We start from the raw sequence: 13,708 nt of genomic DNA, 5'->3' as shown, positions 1-13,708 counted from the left end.
TGACCTGGGCTTTCCCTTGAGGCGATGGCTCAACCGGGGGTCGCTCTCCCGTATGTAGATCAGGTAACAGTGGTCGATGGGCGGCTGTTACACGGCTGACAGGCCACCGAGAAACGCCGCTCCTAGCTTCATGGGTGCCCCAATGATCAACACGATGGAGCGAGAGCTATGAAGCGCACGAGCACCCCCCGGCGTCACCGGACGGCCATCGCCGCGGCACTGGCCTGTGCCGCCGCCCTCGGTACGGTCGCCACCGCCACCGGGGCGCAGGCCGCCGCGCCGCAGCACACCGTGAAGGCCGACACCCCCTACGTCATGAACCACGCCGGCGAGGAGAACGCGGACAAGGGGAAGGCCGAGCGCCAGCCCGAGCGCCTGGTGCTGTCCGAGTTCACCTCGGCCGGGGATCTGCACTGGAAGCAGTGGGACAACAAGAAGGCCGTCGCCACCGGTGACGTCACCGGCATGTGGTGCCTGGAAACCTGCCAGGACAAGCCGCTGAAGGGGACCATCACGCTCTCCGACCCGAAGACCGTGCACGGCAAGAAGGTGTACTCCTCCTTCACCGTGGAGCTGGCCGGCGGCAACGGTGCGTACGATTCCGAGGACCTCAAGGGCAAGCACGCACTCGCCACCAGCTGACGGAGAAGGCTCCCGATGAACAAGCCCACGGCCCTGGCCACCATGTGCGCGCTGGTGCTGGCGGCCGTGGGCCTCTCGGGGTGCGGCGATCCGGGAGAGCCCCAGGTCGCGGGCCCCGCCCCCAGCCCCACCCAGGCCCGCGGCCCGGTCTATGTCTCCGACACCATGGGCCATCCGCTGACCCGCCCCACGAGTTTCGGCCTCACCGAGTTCTCCACCGTCTCCCGGTTGAGCTGGCGCTCCTGGGGAGCGGCGAAGGCCGTGGCCACCGGCAGGCTGAGCGGCATGTGGTGCCTGCCCCGGTGCTCCGGCGACGGCTATCCGGCCACCATCGAACTCAGCCGCCTCCAGCGCCGTGAGAACGTCTCGTACTACACCTTCGCCACCGTGCGGTCCGCCCACCTCCCGCCCCGTGACACCGATGACCTCAGCGCGGTGCGACTCCCCCTCCCCGAGCCCTAAGGGTGTCTTCCCGATGACCGACGTGCTGCTCGTGGAGGACGACCCGCTGCTGCGGGAGGCCACCCAACTGTCCCTGGAGCGCTACGGATACGAGGTGCGGGCGGTCTCCGACGGGCAGGCCGGGCTGGCGGAGTTCCGGGAGCGGGTGCCCGATGTCGCCGTGCTGGACGTCATGCTGCCGCGGCTCGACGGGGTCGCCCTGGTGCGCCTCATCCGGGCGGAGAGCCGGCTGCCGGTGCTGATGGTGTCGGCGCGCACCGATCCGGTGGATGTCGTCGTCGGTCTGGAGGCGGGGGCCGACGACTACCTCACCAAGCCGTACGACATACCGGTGCTGGTCGCGCGCATACGCTCGGCGCTGCGGCGCGTCACGAACACCGCCCGGAGCGAGCCGCCCGAGGACGATCCGGTGCTGCGGTTCGGTGACCTGACCGTGGACACCGCCTCCATGGATGTCCACCGGGCGGGCAGGCTGCTCGACCTCACCCCCACCGAGCGCAGGCTGGTGCTGGAGTTCGCGGCCGAGCCCGGTGTCGTGCTGTCGCGGATGACCCTGCTGGAGCGGGTGTGGGACTACGCGTGCGGCGGTGACTCCCGGGTCGTGGACGTCCATGTGAAGCGTCTCCGCGTCAAGATCGGCCACGAACGCATCGTGACCGTCCGCGGGTTCGGCTACAAGCTGGCGCCCTGACCGCCATGGGACTCCGTACCAAGACCGCCCTGGTCATCGCCGGTACCGCCGCGATCGTCGCCACCCTCATCGGGCTGCTGGTGCATCAGCTCAGCGCCGGGGACCAGCGGAAGAACGCGGCCCATGCGCTGGACGCCCGGCTCGTCGAGGCGGTGGGCGCCTACGCCTCCGGTGTCGACAACGGTGCCCTGGTGAATCCGCGGGAGCTGCCCGCCGCGCTCCGCAGGACCGTCACCGAGCGCCCCGTGCGGGCCACCTGCCTCCAGCACGCCGACGGCCCGAAGCCGGTGCTGTGGGCCGCCACCCGCAGCGGCCGGGACATCCTCGCGGTCCGGCGCTCCTACGTGCCCCAGGCCCGTGCCCTCGCCGGACTCGACCGGGTGCTGGTCGGCTCCGGTGCGGCCGTCACCGCGCTCGGCTGTGTGCTGGGCATCGTCGCGGCGGCCGGCGCGGGGCGGCGGATCACCGCGTCCGCGCGCACCGCGCAGCGGATCGCGGACGGCGATCTGACGGACCGGGTGGAGCCCCGCGGCAAGGACGAGATCGCCCGGCTCGGCGCCGCCGTCAACACCATGGCCGACGCCCTGAGCGCCCGCCTGGAGGCGGAGCGGCGGGTCACCGCCGATATCGCCCATGAGCTGCGCACTCCGGTGGCCGGTCTGGTGACCGCCGTCGGACTGCTGCCGCCGGGCCGCCCGGCGGAGCTGGTCAGCGGCGGTGTGGACACGCTGCGCGGCGTGGTGGAGAACGTCCTGGAGGTGGCCCGGCTCGATGTGCCGGGTGTCGAGCAGGCGCAGTGCGAGGAGGTGCTGCCGAGCGTCCTGGCGCACCGGGCGGTCGCGCTGGCGGGCGGGGACGTCGAGGTGCTGGTGCGGGGCGAGTCGGCGGTGACGACCGATCACCGCCGGGTCGAACGGATCCTGGTCAACCTGGTCGCCAATGCCCGGCTGCACGGCGCCCCGCCGGTGACCCTGGAGGTGGCGGGGTCGGCGGTGCGGGTACGCGACCACGGCCCCGGCTTCCCCGCCGAGCTGCTGGACCACGGCCCCCAGCGCTTCCGGACCGGCGCCCGCGAGCGCGGTGCCGGGGTGGGGCTGGGCCTGACCATCGTCGCCGGCCAGGCCCGGGTGCTGGGCGCCCGGGTCACCTACGAGAACCCGCCGGACGGCGGCGCCCTGGCCACGCTGGATCTCGCACCCGACAGCTGACGGCCCCGGCCCCCGTCGAGCGCCTTTGGCGGGTGCCTGCCTGTAGGCCAAGCGGCCGTACCCGACGCCCTACCGCGGTACGGGTGCGGGGACACCGCCGGGGAGTGACGCGGGTGGGCGCGGGGCGAACTTACTGTCCCGGCATGACCAACCGACACCCTGCCGCCGTACGGCGCCCGGACAGCTCCGCGGGCCCGCCCCGGCTGGCCGCGGCGGCCCGGCACGCCGGTCTCGCGGTGACCCTGTTCCCCGCCGGTGCCCTGGCAGTCTGCTCCACCCTCACCGGCCACCGGGAGGCCGCCCGGCGGCGGTGGCTGCGCGCCGGACCGCTGCCGCTCGGCGCCCCCGCTCCGGGCGCCCTCCGGCTGGTGCTGCACGGCGCGCTGACCATACTTCTCGGCGTGCTCGCCCTGCTGCTGGCCGCCGCGCTCGCGCTGGCGGTCGCCCGGGGGCTGCTGTACGGGTTCGTCGACCGGGCCCCGCACGACACGTCCTGGGGCGGCCCCTCGCTGGCGGGCGCCTGGCTGGCGCACTTCGCCGTCTCACTGCCCTGCGTCGCCCTCGTCCTGGTCATACTGACCGGCCTCACCCGGCTGAACCGCCATACGACGGCTCCGCTGCGCGGCGAGCGCCGCCCCGCCTGGGCGCTGCCCACCGCGGCCGTGTCCTGCGCACTCGGCCTGCTCTTCGTCGTCGCCTTCGTGCACCAGCTGCCGTAGCGGGCGCCCGGAGCGCCCCGCATACCGCGAAGTCCCCCCTCCCTGAGCCGGGAGGGGGGACTTCGTCAGGTGCTGCGAACGGGCTCAGCTCTGCGGGAGGTTGAAGTAGATCATCGGGTTGTGGCGGCTCTCGCGGACCGGCTCGCTGAGGTTCAGTTCCTTCTTCACCTCGGCCAGTCGCGCCGTCACCTCGGGGGCCTTCGCCACGGACGGGGTGAAGAACTCGACGTTCTGGGCGGCCAGCCACTTGATGATGACCGAGCCCTCGCTCATCGGCTTGGGGCGGCGGCCGTGGAAGACGTCGTGGACGCTGGTCGGGGTCCCGGGGCGGACCACCGGGAAGAGGTTGTCGATGTACCAGCGCGCGAAGCGGGCGCCGTGGTCGGCGTCGATGAAGAGGTAGTCGGTCTCCGCCGGGACCTTGGCGAGGTTGTCCCGCAGGTCACCCTTGGTGAACGTCCAGCGGCCCTCGGAGAGTTCGGCCGGCACGTTCTTGACGACGTTGTCGACGATGTCGAAGGAGTACAGGTGGCCCGTGCCGTTGTCGCGCAGCGCGCTCAGGATCCAGGTGGTGGACCAGCCGCGGAAGGTGCCCACCTCCACGACGACCTCGGGCGCCAGGTCGCGCAGAAGCAGGTAGGTGATCTCCGCCTCGTAGTCGTCGAGCTGGGCCTTCACCGTCTCCTTGTTGTCCAGGAGGAACTTCCGCTGCTGGTCGCGCACCGCCCTCAGGTCATCCGCGTACTTCACGTAAAGCGTGCTTATGGATTCGATGGTGAGGGTGGACATCAATCCTCCGGAGGGAGACGAGTGCGGGTAGTGCTGACGTACGGACAGAAGGGCTTCGACAGGCCGACGCGGTGGCGAACTACCTTCTCATATCTCGTTATTGTTCAGTTATTGCTGCGGTGCGCGCGGATGGCGTCCCGGTCCCGGAAGGCCGTTCCGAGGACGACGAGGACCACCACGAACACCGGAATCCATCCGCACCGCGCCGCGAGCCAGCCCGCGGATTCCGGGCTGGTGTGCAGACCGGGGAAGGTGTGCCCCAGGCCCAGCGAGATGACGGTGGTGGTGAGCATCGCGGTCTGGTGCCAGAGGAAGACGGTGATCGCCGAGAGGTTGAGCAGTGCCACCGCCGCCCAGAGGAACTGCGCCGGGGTCGCACGGGTCCGGGGCGCCGCGGTGGCCGGAGCGGTCACCGCGCTGCGCAGCGGGGCGCGCAGCAGCAGGGCCGCGCCGGTCTGGGCCAGGCCGAAGGCGACCGCCGCGACGGTGGGCGGGTTGAGGTTGGAGAGGGTGGAGCCCGGGACGCCGACCATGCTCGCGGGGTAGCCGCCCCAGAGGATCAGCGCCGCCAGGACACCGCCACCGCCGAGCAACAGCGCCACCGCGCTGCGACGGCGGGTGAATCCGCCGGCCGCCCAGACCGCGCCGAGGCAGAACGGGACCAGCCAGCCCGCCGGGATGTTCAGCAGGCGGAGGGTGTCGACCCAGCCGCTGTCGGGGAACACCATGCGCGCGGCGTCCAGCGCGGCCACGACGAGGCAGGCCGCCACCGCGAGGCGGGCTCCGGCCCGGTGCACCAGCGGAGTTGCCGCGAGCAGCAGCGCGTAGACGCCGAGGAACCAGAGGGGGGAGTACGCCAGCCACATCAGGGTGTGGATCGTCTCGTGCGCGGTGCCGGCCAGCACCAGGCCCAGCCAGACGAGTCCCCAGGTGAGGGCGAACGCCGTCGCCGGGCGGAGCAGACTCCGCAGCCGCTGCCTCAGCCAGGTCCGGTAGCCGGTCCCGCGGGCCAGTGCCGCCTCGTAACTGCGGGCGCTGACCCGGCCGCCCACCAGGAAGAACACGGCCAGCGGCTGCAATAACCAGGTCACCGGGGCGAGTCCGGGCCGATGACCCAGCGGGCTGTCCCCGACCAGGTGGCCGCCGGCCTGGAGGACGACGCCGCTGACCAGCCAGTGGCCCAGGACCACCCCGGTGATCGCCAGCGCGCGCAGCACATCCGCCGCGCGGTCCCGTCCGGCCGGGGTCGCCGCGTCGAGGCGCAGTACGGCTGCGTGCACGCGCTGCCAGGGGGTGCGTCGCGGGGAGAGCGGGCGCAGGGGGCCGGTGGGCGGCAGGGGCTTGCGGGCCGGTGCCGGCGGGCGCAGTTCCAGATCAGTCATCGGAGACCTCCGTGCCCCGGCCGAGCGCGATCAGGGATATGTTGCGCAGCGGGAGTCCGCCGGGGCGGAGATAGTCGCTGTGGCTGCCGGGGCCCGCGGGGAAGATCCGCGCACCGAATGCGGCGGTGACGGGGTCGGTGCCGAACCCGACCTGTTCGCCCAGCAGATCGAGGCTGACGTGGGGCACGCCCTCGATCCAGTCGGTGGCTCCCCGGCCCGCCCACACGGGGACCCGGGTGCGCAGTTCGGCGCGGGAGCGTACGCCCGTTCCCGGGCTGCCGAAGAGCACCACGTCCGCGAGGGAGGACTCGGCCGGCGCGTCCATACGGCGCAGGGCGGTCGCGCACACCACGGATCCGTAGGAGTGGCAGAGCAGGGACACGGGGGCCGCGGCGTTCACCGTCCGCAGGTCCCCGATCAGTCCGGCCAGCCGGCGGCCGCCGTCCAGGGCGCGGTCGGTGGACACGATGTCCCGGCTCATGGTGCGCGGCGCCGGGTAGCCGTACCAGGCCACCACCGCGGTCTTCCGGTCCGGCTGGAGCCTGTTCATCTCGGCGTGCAGCGCACCGGCGCCGCCGTGCAGCGAGGCGTAGACGGTGCCCAGTTGGTCAAAGGTGTCGACGGTGGTGTCCGAGCCGGGCACCACGACCGCGATCCGGTCGGCGTGGGCGAGGTCGCCGAGCACCTCCACGACCTGGCCGTCGCCGCGCGGGCTGAAGGAGAGGAAGTGCCGGTCCTTCCGGGCCAGTTGGCCCAGGACCTTGGCCCGGCCGTCGTCACCCATGTCGCGGGCCGCGCGCCCGGACTCGGTGATGAAGCGGTGGTTCGCCGCGTACCGGGCCGCCAGGTTGTCCGCCCGTACGGCGGGGAGTTCGGGCTGCACCGGCGTGCCCGGCACGGTGGACCGTGCCGCGGCGGCGACCGTCACCACGATGGAGCATGCGGTGAGGGCCATCGCCAGCCCACGCCTGAGACGTGCAGCGCGCATCGCCGGTCGTCCTTCCTGTCCGTTCGGGGAACTGGAAGAGGAGGTTAATGACATGACCGGCGAAAGGAATCACGCTGAGGAGCGCTCTTCGCAGTAGCTCTCAGGTAGGGGGTCGGCTACCCGATGCGGGCCGGGGCCGCCCCGGCCGGGACGCGGACGGGCCCGGCGAGCGGGCCCCGGGCTCCCCCCGGCCCTGCTGTCAGACCCAGTCCTGGTTGCCCAGGGGGTGCGCGGAGACGGCCTGGTGCGAGGCGTGGACGGTATCGGGGAACTCTAAGGCGGCGCAGGCGATAAGGGCCGGTGCCAGCACGAGAATGACACGCTGGGTAGTGGCGCCAAGTATCGCAGTCATGATTCCCCCTAGTGAAAACGTGCACGGACGGTGGTCGACCGTCGATGCCATGAGGCATGAATTTATCCGGAGACGGCTTCACTTCGTTATTGGCCGGCTTTTTCCGGGTCAGCGGGCGGAAGCCGGGGGCCTTCAGTCCGACAGGCCGGGGCTGCGTGCGGGTGTCGCTGCGGTGAACTCCGGTGCAACGAGGCCGGATTCGGATATCGAGCTGCCCGATGCCCCTTTTGTCAACCGATTTTGATTGTCCGATAGAGAGGTATGACCCTCTACCACACTCGGCCGGTCACCCCGTCCGGCGCCCGCAGGACACCCTCCCCTCATCGGGGGTGCTCCGCAACGGCGGTTCCCGGCCATCGCCCCGCCGCTGCGATGCCCCGTTCGGCAACAAAAATCACGGCGCGAAAGCCCGCAAAAGTGGTGGAGTAGACCTCTGCTCAGGCCCTCGGCAGGAGCCACGCTCAGTGATCGCGTTACGATCCCTATAGTGGCTGGATCACGGGCCTAGCGGTCGTGCTACACGGGGGGTAACACAGCCATGCCAGAAGACCGTTCCATACCTCGCGCCGTCAAATACTCCGTACTCCGACCGCTATTGGTCATCACCGACAGTGGCCGGATCGTAGGGGTCCACGGTCCACGACAGCGCACCATTCTCACCATGCTGATCCTCGCCTGGGGTCGGGTCGTATCGGTCGACAGCCTGGTCGACGCGGTGTGGGGCGATGAACCTCCGGCCACGGCCAGGACGCAGGTGGCAATTTGCATCGGGGCGCTGCGCAAGTCCTTCAAACAGGCGGGCGTCGACAGCGATGTCATTCTGACGACCCATCCCGGATATCGCCTGGAGACCGCCGGGAGCGAACTCGACGCCCTGCAGTTCACCTCCCTCGTCGCCGAGGCCGCCGCGCAGGTCAAGCAGGGCCGTCACGAACAGGGCCGGGCCCTGTACCGGCAGGCGCTCGACCTGTGGAAGGGGCCGGCGCTCGCGGGGGTGACGGGGCGGCCGGTCGAGGACGAGGCGACCCGGCTCGACGAGCGGCGCTACGCGGCCTATGAGGCCTGGTCAGAGGTCGAACTCGCGCTCGGCCACCACCAGGACATCATTTCCGAGCTGACCACGATCGCGAACAGCTCCCCACTGCACGAACAGCTCCGGTACAACCTCATGCTCGCCCAGTACCGCGCCGGTCTCCGGGCCGAGGCCACCGAGGGTTTCCGCATGTGGCGGCGCAACTTCGTCGAGGAACTGGGCCTCGAACCGAGCGTGGCGATAAAGGAATTGCACGCGTCCATTCTTCAGGACGACCCGGGTCTGACGCTTCCGGTGCAAGTCAAGCCCATGGTGGTGCCCGCGCAGCTGCCGCCGGACGTGGATCTTTTCCAGGGCCGGGCGGCGGAACTCGACCGGCTCGACCGGCTGCTCGGGGAGAAATCCCCCCGTATCGGCCTGATCACCGGAGTGGCCGGAGTCGGCAAGACCGGCCTCATCGTGCACTGGGCCCATAAGGTCGCCGCGGAATTCCCGGACGGTCAGCTGTACGCCGATCTGGCGCAGTACGACGGCCGGGAGCCGGCCTTCGTCGCGGCCGCCCTTCAGGGGCGTTTCCTCCGGGCGCTCGGTGTGCCCGGGGACCAGATACCCTCCGACACCGCCGAGCTCGCCTCGCTCTACCGCAGTGTGCTCGCCGACCGGAAATCGCTCCTCGTGCTGGACAACGTTCGCGCGATGCACCAGATCACACCGCTGCTTCCGGGCAGCGGCCGCAGCTGTGTCCTCGCGGCCAGCCGGGAACAGCTCGCCGCGGATTCCGGCACGGTCCGGGTCGATCTGGGGCTGATGACCTCGTACGAGTCCCAGACCCTGATCACCAAAATCGCCGGTGAGGACCGGGCCACCGCGGAGAAGGCCGCGGTCAACGAGCTCTGCCGGCTGTGTGACGGGCTTCCGCTCGCCCTGCGGATCGCGGCCGCCCGTCTGGTCGCCAAGCAGCACTGGTCCGTACAGCACCTGGTGGACCGGCTCCGCGACGAGCACCGCCGGCTCGATGAACTCAGCACCGGCGGCCTGGAGGTGCGCGCCAGCTTCGCCCTCAGCTACCGCGGGCTGACCGAGCAGACGGCGCGGATGTACCGCCTGCTGGGGCTGCTGGACGTACCGGACTTCCCGGCGTGGGTGGGCGGCGCGCTCCTCGATGTCTCGCCGGCCGAGGCCGAGGACATGATCGAGCGGCTGGTGGACGCCCATCTGCTCACCCCGGTCGGCAGCGACGCCACCGGCACCATGCGCTACCGCTTCCACGATCTGCTGCGGCTGTACGCCCGGGAACGGGCCGAGTCCGACGAGTCCGAGGACAAGCGCCGCGCCGCGCTGCACCGGGTCTTCCGTACCTATCTGACGCTGGCGGAGCAGGGCCATATCCGGGAGTACGGCGGCGATTTCGCGATCATCCACGGGTCGACGCCGCGCCGGCACCTCGATGCCCCGCTCGTCGCCCGGCTCCTCAGGTCGCCGCTCGACTGGTTCGAGGCCGAGCGCCCGTCGCTGGTGGCCTCGATCCTCCAGTCCTGCACGCTGCGGATGGAGGAGCTCGCCTGGGACCTGGCGATGTCCAGCGTGGTGCTCTTCGAGACCCGCAACTACTACGACGACTGGCGAGCCGTCAGCGAGAAGGCGCTGGAGGCGAACCGGAACGCGGGGAACGTCCGCGGTGAGGCGGCGATGTGCTACGAACTCGCCTCCGTGGAGATGTTCCAGCAGCGCTTCGACGCCGCCATGCCGCTCTTCAACCGGGCCTTCCAGCTCTTCGACAGCGTGCGGGAGGTGCACGGGCGCGCGCTGACCTTGCGCAATATGGCGATCACCGACCGGGTGCAGGGCGGTCTGCGGTCGGCGATGAGCCGGCTGGACGAGGCACGCAACACCTTCCGGGTGGTGGGCGACGCGTCCGCCGAGGCGCACACCCTCAACCAGATGTCCCAGATCGAGCTGGAGTGGGGGAACCCGGACGCGGCGGTACGGCTCTCGCTGGAGGCCGTGCGGATCGCCACCGCGCTGGGCGAGACCCGGGGCGCGGCCCAGGCGCTCAACCGGCTGGCCGCCGCCTATGTGAAGCAGCGCCGCTTCGAGGCCGCCAAGCAGTCGTACGACGGGGTGCTGCGGATCGTGCGCAGCAAGGGCGACACCCGCGGTGAGGCATACGCGCTGATGGGGCTCGGGGAGACCCTGGTGGCCTGGGGCCAGTACGTCGAGGCCGAGAGCATCCTGGCGGACGCCCTGGAGATCGCGGAACGGGTCGACGACCTCTTCCTGCTCGCCAAGGTCCATCTGGCGCTCGGCGCGTGCAGCCAGCAGCTGAACCAGCTCACCCGGGCGAGCCAGCATCTGCTGATCGCGCGCAACACCTTCCACGAGATCGGCTCGGTGTGGGGGGAGTTGCAGGCGAGCGCGGACATCAGCCGGCTGTCGGCGGAGACCTGCGGAGGGCGGACGCTGCCGGGGCGGTGACCGCGGGGGCGGCGGTCGCGGGGGCGGCGGTGGGTGTGGCGGGCCGATAACGCGCGGAAAACGGTGCGGCGTAGCGTCCGCTGCCGTTCGAGCCGGCACCACCGATTGAGGTTCTGATGACTGTGCGCGACGAGATCGCCGTCCCGGATGCCGACGGCAGCAACGCGTTGTTCGACTGGCTCGGCAGGATGCGGTCCGAGCATCCCGTGTGGCAGGAGGGGGACGGGCCGTACCACGTCTTCCGCTACGAGGACGTGCAGCAGGTCATCTCCGACCCCAAGACGTTCTCCAACGACTCCAGCCGGGTCATGCCCCATCTGAAGCCGCTGACCGAGGGCAACATCAACTCGATGGACCCGCCGGACCACGGCAAGCTGCGCCGGCTGGTCAACCAGGCCTTCACCCCGAAGACGGTGGCCGGGCTCGAACCCCGCATCGCGGCGGTGACGAACGAGCTGCTGGCCGCCGTCGACGCGGAGCGGTTCGACCTGGTGGACGTGCTGACGTATCCGCTGCCGGTGATCGTCATCAGTGAGCTGCTGGGGGTGCCCGCCTCGGACCGTGATCTGTTCCGGGTGTGGGCGGACCGGTTCATCGCGCTCGGCGACCAGCCGATCGCGCCGGAGGACTTCGTCGCCACGTTCCAGGCCGCGACCCGCGAGATGGACGAGTATCTGCTGGGTCATTGCCGGCAGCGCCGGACGGACCCGAAGGACGACCTGATCAGCCGGCTGGCCACCGCCGAGATCGACGGGGAACGGCTCACCGACGACGAAGTCGTGAAATTCACCGGAATCCTCTTTCTGACCGGGCACCTCACGACGACACTGCTGATCGGCAATGCCATGCAGTGTCTCGACAGCCATCCCGACGCCTATGCGGAACTCCGCGCCGACCGCTCACTGATCCCCTCCGCGATTGAGGAAGTGCTGCGGTTCCGCTCGCCTTTCACCACGGTCAGCCGGGTCACCGTGACCGATGTCGAGGTGGGCGGCCAGCTCATCCCGGCCGACCGGATGGTGACGCCCTGGGTGATTTCGGCGAACCATGACGAGGACCAGTTCCCGGACGCGCACCGCTTCGATATCCGGCGGACGCCCAACCGGCATGTCGCCTTCGGGCGCGGCGGACACTTCTGTGTGGGGGCGCCGCTGGCCCGGCTGGAGGCGGAAGTGGCGCTCAATGCCCTGCTGGACACCTTCCGTGAACTGCGCGTCGACCACGGCCGGGATGTCGCCTATCACGCCCGTGGAATGTATGGCGCGAAGAATCTGCCGATGACGGCCCGGCGTTGACCAATATAGATCGCCTGTTTCCCGATAACGAAGTAAAAATGCACCTGTCTAACTTCTGTGCGTGAATCAGCCCACCCGCACTTCTCAGGCCCGTTCACGAACAACAGGAGTCACAGCGTGATTAATTCAGTGGTCATTGTCGGCGGCGGCACTGCCGGATGGATGAGCGCCTCCTACCTCAAGGCGGCCTACGGTGACCGCATCAACGTCACTCTGGTGGAATCCGATCGCGTCGCGACCATCGGCGTCGGTGAAGCGACCTTCAGCACGGTCCGGCATTTCTTCGACTATCTCGGCCTGGACGAGCGCGAATGGATGCCGGAGTGCTCCGGTTCGTACAAGCTGGGCATCCGGTTCGAGAACTGGCGGGAGCCGGGGCAGCACTTCTACCACCCCTTCGAGCGGCTGCGGACCTCCGACGGGTACACCCTGGCCGACTGGTGGCTTCAGGAGGGCGACCGCAGCGAGCCGTTCGACCGTTCCTGCTTCATCACGCCGGCGCTGTGCGAGGCCAAGCGCTCGCCGCGGCTGATGGACGGCTCCCTGTTCGCGGGCGGTCTCGACGGCTCGCTGGGCCGCTCGACGCTGGAGGAGCAGCGGTCCCAGTTCCCGTACGCGTACCACTTCGACGCGGCCCTGCTGGCGAAGTTCCTGACCAAGTACGGCACCGACCGCGGCGTCCGTCATGTCGTCGACGACGTGACCCACGTGGGCCGCGACGAGCGCGGCTGGATCAGCCATGTCGCCACCCGTGAGCACGGTGACCTCACCGGTGACCTGTTCATCGACTGCACCGGCTTCAAGGGCATGCTGATCAACGAGACCCTGGAGGAGCCGTTCGAGTCCTTCCAGGACGTGCTGCCGAACAACCGCGCCGTCGCGCTGCGCGTCCCGCAGGACGACCAGGCCACCACCGGGATGAACCCGTACACCACGGCGACCGCGATGGACGCCGGCTGGATCTGGAACATCCCGCTGTTCGGGCGGAACGGCAACGGCTATGTGTACTCCGACGAGTTCTGCTCCCCGGAGGAGGCGGAGCGCACCCTGCGGAACCACGTCGCCCCCGGCCGGGACGACCTGGAGGCCAACCACATCCGGATGCGCATCGGGCGCAACCGCCGCTCGTGGGTCAACAACTGTGTGGCCATCGGCCTGTCCAGCGCCTTCGTCGAGCCGCTGGAGTCCACCGGCATCTTCTTCATCCAGCACGGCATCGAGCAGCTGGTGAAGAACTTCCCGGACGAGCGCTGGGACCCGGCCCTGGCCGACGACTACAACCACCGGGTCGCCGAGGTCCTGGACGGCGTCAAGGAGTTCCTGGTCCTGCACTACAAGGCGGCGCAGCGCGAGGACACCCCGTACTGGAAGGAGGCCAAGACCCGTGCCCTGCCCGACGGGCTCGCCGAGCGCCTCGCCATCGGCACCTCGCACCTGCTCGACGAGCGCACCATCTACCAGCCGTACCACGGCTTCGAGCAGTACTCCTGGATCACGATGATGCTGGGCCTCGGCCATGAGCCGGAGCGGCCCCGCCCCTCCCTCGCGCACATCGACCCGACCAACGCGCGCGCCGAGCTCGCGCGGCTCCGGGCGGACGCGGACGAGCTGGTCGCCGCCCTGCCCAGCTGCTACGAGTACATCGCCTCGCTCAACAGCTGAGCCACCGGGC

The 13,708-nt window shown here is 70.3% G+C and carries 12 protein-coding genes; 8 read left to right on the top strand and 4 right to left on the bottom strand.

The annotated features are described in order from the left end of the window. Nucleotides 1-168: 168 nt before the first annotated feature. From CP981_RS21825 to CP981_RS21805, 5 genes are all read left to right on the top strand, one after another. The gene (locus CP981_RS21825; RefSeq protein WP_085923297.1) at nt 169-642 is read left to right on the top strand and encodes a hypothetical protein; all 474 of its coding nucleotides are present in this window, start codon (nt 169-171) and stop codon (nt 640-642) included. Between the two features lie 15 nt (nt 643-657). Continuing rightward, nucleotides 658-1,104, top strand: coding sequence for a hypothetical protein (locus CP981_RS21820; RefSeq protein WP_085923296.1), 447 nt, complete (start codon nt 658-660; stop codon nt 1,102-1,104). Between the two features lie 13 nt (nt 1,105-1,117). After that, nucleotides 1,118-1,795, top strand: coding sequence for a two-component system response regulator CseB (gene cseB, locus CP981_RS21815; protein ID WP_085923295.1), 678 nt, complete (start codon nt 1,118-1,120; stop codon nt 1,793-1,795). Between the two features lie 5 nt (nt 1,796-1,800). Next, nucleotides 1,801-3,003, top strand: coding sequence for a sensor histidine kinase (locus tag CP981_RS21810; protein WP_085923294.1), 1,203 nt, complete (start codon nt 1,801-1,803; stop codon nt 3,001-3,003). A gap of 143 nt (nt 3,004-3,146) precedes the next feature. Then, nucleotides 3,147-3,722, top strand: coding sequence for a hypothetical protein (locus tag CP981_RS21805; protein ID WP_085923293.1), 576 nt, complete (start codon nt 3,147-3,149; stop codon nt 3,720-3,722). 84 nt (nt 3,723-3,806) lie between these two features. Here CP981_RS21805 and CP981_RS21800 read toward each other — a convergent pair whose 3' ends face one another. From CP981_RS21800 to CP981_RS37820, 4 genes are all read right to left on the bottom strand, one after another. Then, the gene (locus CP981_RS21800) at nt 3,807-4,511 is read right to left on the bottom strand and encodes a class I SAM-dependent methyltransferase (RefSeq protein WP_190839829.1); all 705 of its coding nucleotides are present in this window, start codon (nt 4,509-4,511) and stop codon (nt 3,807-3,809) included. Between the two features lie 104 nt (nt 4,512-4,615). Continuing rightward, complete coding sequence (locus tag CP981_RS21795) at nt 4,616-5,893, bottom strand: acyltransferase family protein (RefSeq protein ID WP_085923291.1); 1,278 nt, start codon at nt 5,891-5,893, stop codon at nt 4,616-4,618. After that, nucleotides 5,886-6,881, bottom strand: coding sequence for an alpha/beta hydrolase (locus CP981_RS21790; RefSeq protein ID WP_085923290.1), 996 nt, complete (start codon nt 6,879-6,881; stop codon nt 5,886-5,888). The genes CP981_RS21795 and CP981_RS21790 overlap by 8 nt, the downstream gene beginning before the upstream one ends. Before the next feature lie 199 nt (nt 6,882-7,080). After that, a complete protein-coding gene (locus CP981_RS37820) occupies nt 7,081-7,233 on the bottom strand; it encodes a hypothetical protein (RefSeq protein ID WP_158092625.1) in 153 nt (50 codons plus the stop codon). 538 nt (nt 7,234-7,771) lie between these two features. On the opposite strand from CP981_RS37820, the gene CP981_RS21785 reads away from it, so the two are divergent. From CP981_RS21785 to CP981_RS21775, 3 genes are all read left to right on the top strand, one after another. Continuing rightward, nucleotides 7,772-10,741: an AfsR/SARP family transcriptional regulator gene (locus CP981_RS21785; RefSeq protein WP_280116719.1), complete on the top strand. Its 2,970-nt coding sequence runs from the start codon at nt 7,772-7,774 to the stop codon at nt 10,739-10,741. Nucleotides 10,742-10,857: 116 nt separating this feature from the next. After that, complete coding sequence (locus CP981_RS21780) at nt 10,858-12,036, top strand: cytochrome P450 (RefSeq protein ID WP_085923288.1); 1,179 nt, start codon at nt 10,858-10,860, stop codon at nt 12,034-12,036. A gap of 117 nt (nt 12,037-12,153) precedes the next feature. Then, on the top strand, nt 12,154-13,698 hold the full coding sequence (locus tag CP981_RS21775) for a tryptophan halogenase family protein (RefSeq protein ID WP_167536124.1): 1,545 nt from the start codon (nt 12,154-12,156) through the stop codon (nt 13,696-13,698). The last annotated feature ends 10 nt before the right edge of the window (nt 13,699-13,708 follow it).

The sequence above is a fragment of the Streptomyces platensis genome (assembly GCF_008704855.1).
Classification (GTDB): domain Bacteria; phylum Actinomycetota; class Actinomycetes; order Streptomycetales; family Streptomycetaceae; genus Streptomyces; species Streptomyces platensis.
The sequence above is the reverse complement of the archived record's forward strand: the minus strand, read 5'-3'. Positions and strand labels throughout refer to the sequence as shown.

Coding starts and splice junctions, on each gene's coding strand:
- CP981_RS21825 (WP_085923297.1), top strand. CDS start 169: ATGAAGCGCACGAGCACCCCCCGGCGTCACCGGACGGCCATCGCCGCG.
- CP981_RS21820 (WP_085923296.1), top strand. CDS start 658: ATGAACAAGCCCACGGCCCTGGCCACCATGTGCGCGCTGGTGCTGGCG.
- cseB (WP_085923295.1), top strand. CDS start 1,118: ATGACCGACGTGCTGCTCGTGGAGGACGACCCGCTGCTGCGGGAGGCC.
- CP981_RS21810 (WP_085923294.1), top strand. CDS start 1,801: ATGGGACTCCGTACCAAGACCGCCCTGGTCATCGCCGGTACCGCCGCG.
- CP981_RS21805 (WP_085923293.1), top strand. CDS start 3,147: ATGACCAACCGACACCCTGCCGCCGTACGGCGCCCGGACAGCTCCGCG.
- CP981_RS21800 (WP_190839829.1), bottom strand. CDS start 4,511: ATGTCCACCCTCACCATCGAATCCATAAGCACGCTTTACGTGAAGTAC.
- CP981_RS21795 (WP_085923291.1), bottom strand. CDS start 5,893: ATGACTGATCTGGAACTGCGCCCGCCGGCACCGGCCCGCAAGCCCCTG.
- CP981_RS21790 (WP_085923290.1), bottom strand. CDS start 6,881: ATGCGCGCTGCACGTCTCAGGCGTGGGCTGGCGATGGCCCTCACCGCA.
- CP981_RS37820 (WP_158092625.1), bottom strand. CDS start 7,233: ATGACTGCGATACTTGGCGCCACTACCCAGCGTGTCATTCTCGTGCTG.
- CP981_RS21785 (WP_280116719.1), top strand. CDS start 7,772: ATGCCAGAAGACCGTTCCATACCTCGCGCCGTCAAATACTCCGTACTC.
- CP981_RS21780 (WP_085923288.1), top strand. CDS start 10,858: ATGACTGTGCGCGACGAGATCGCCGTCCCGGATGCCGACGGCAGCAAC.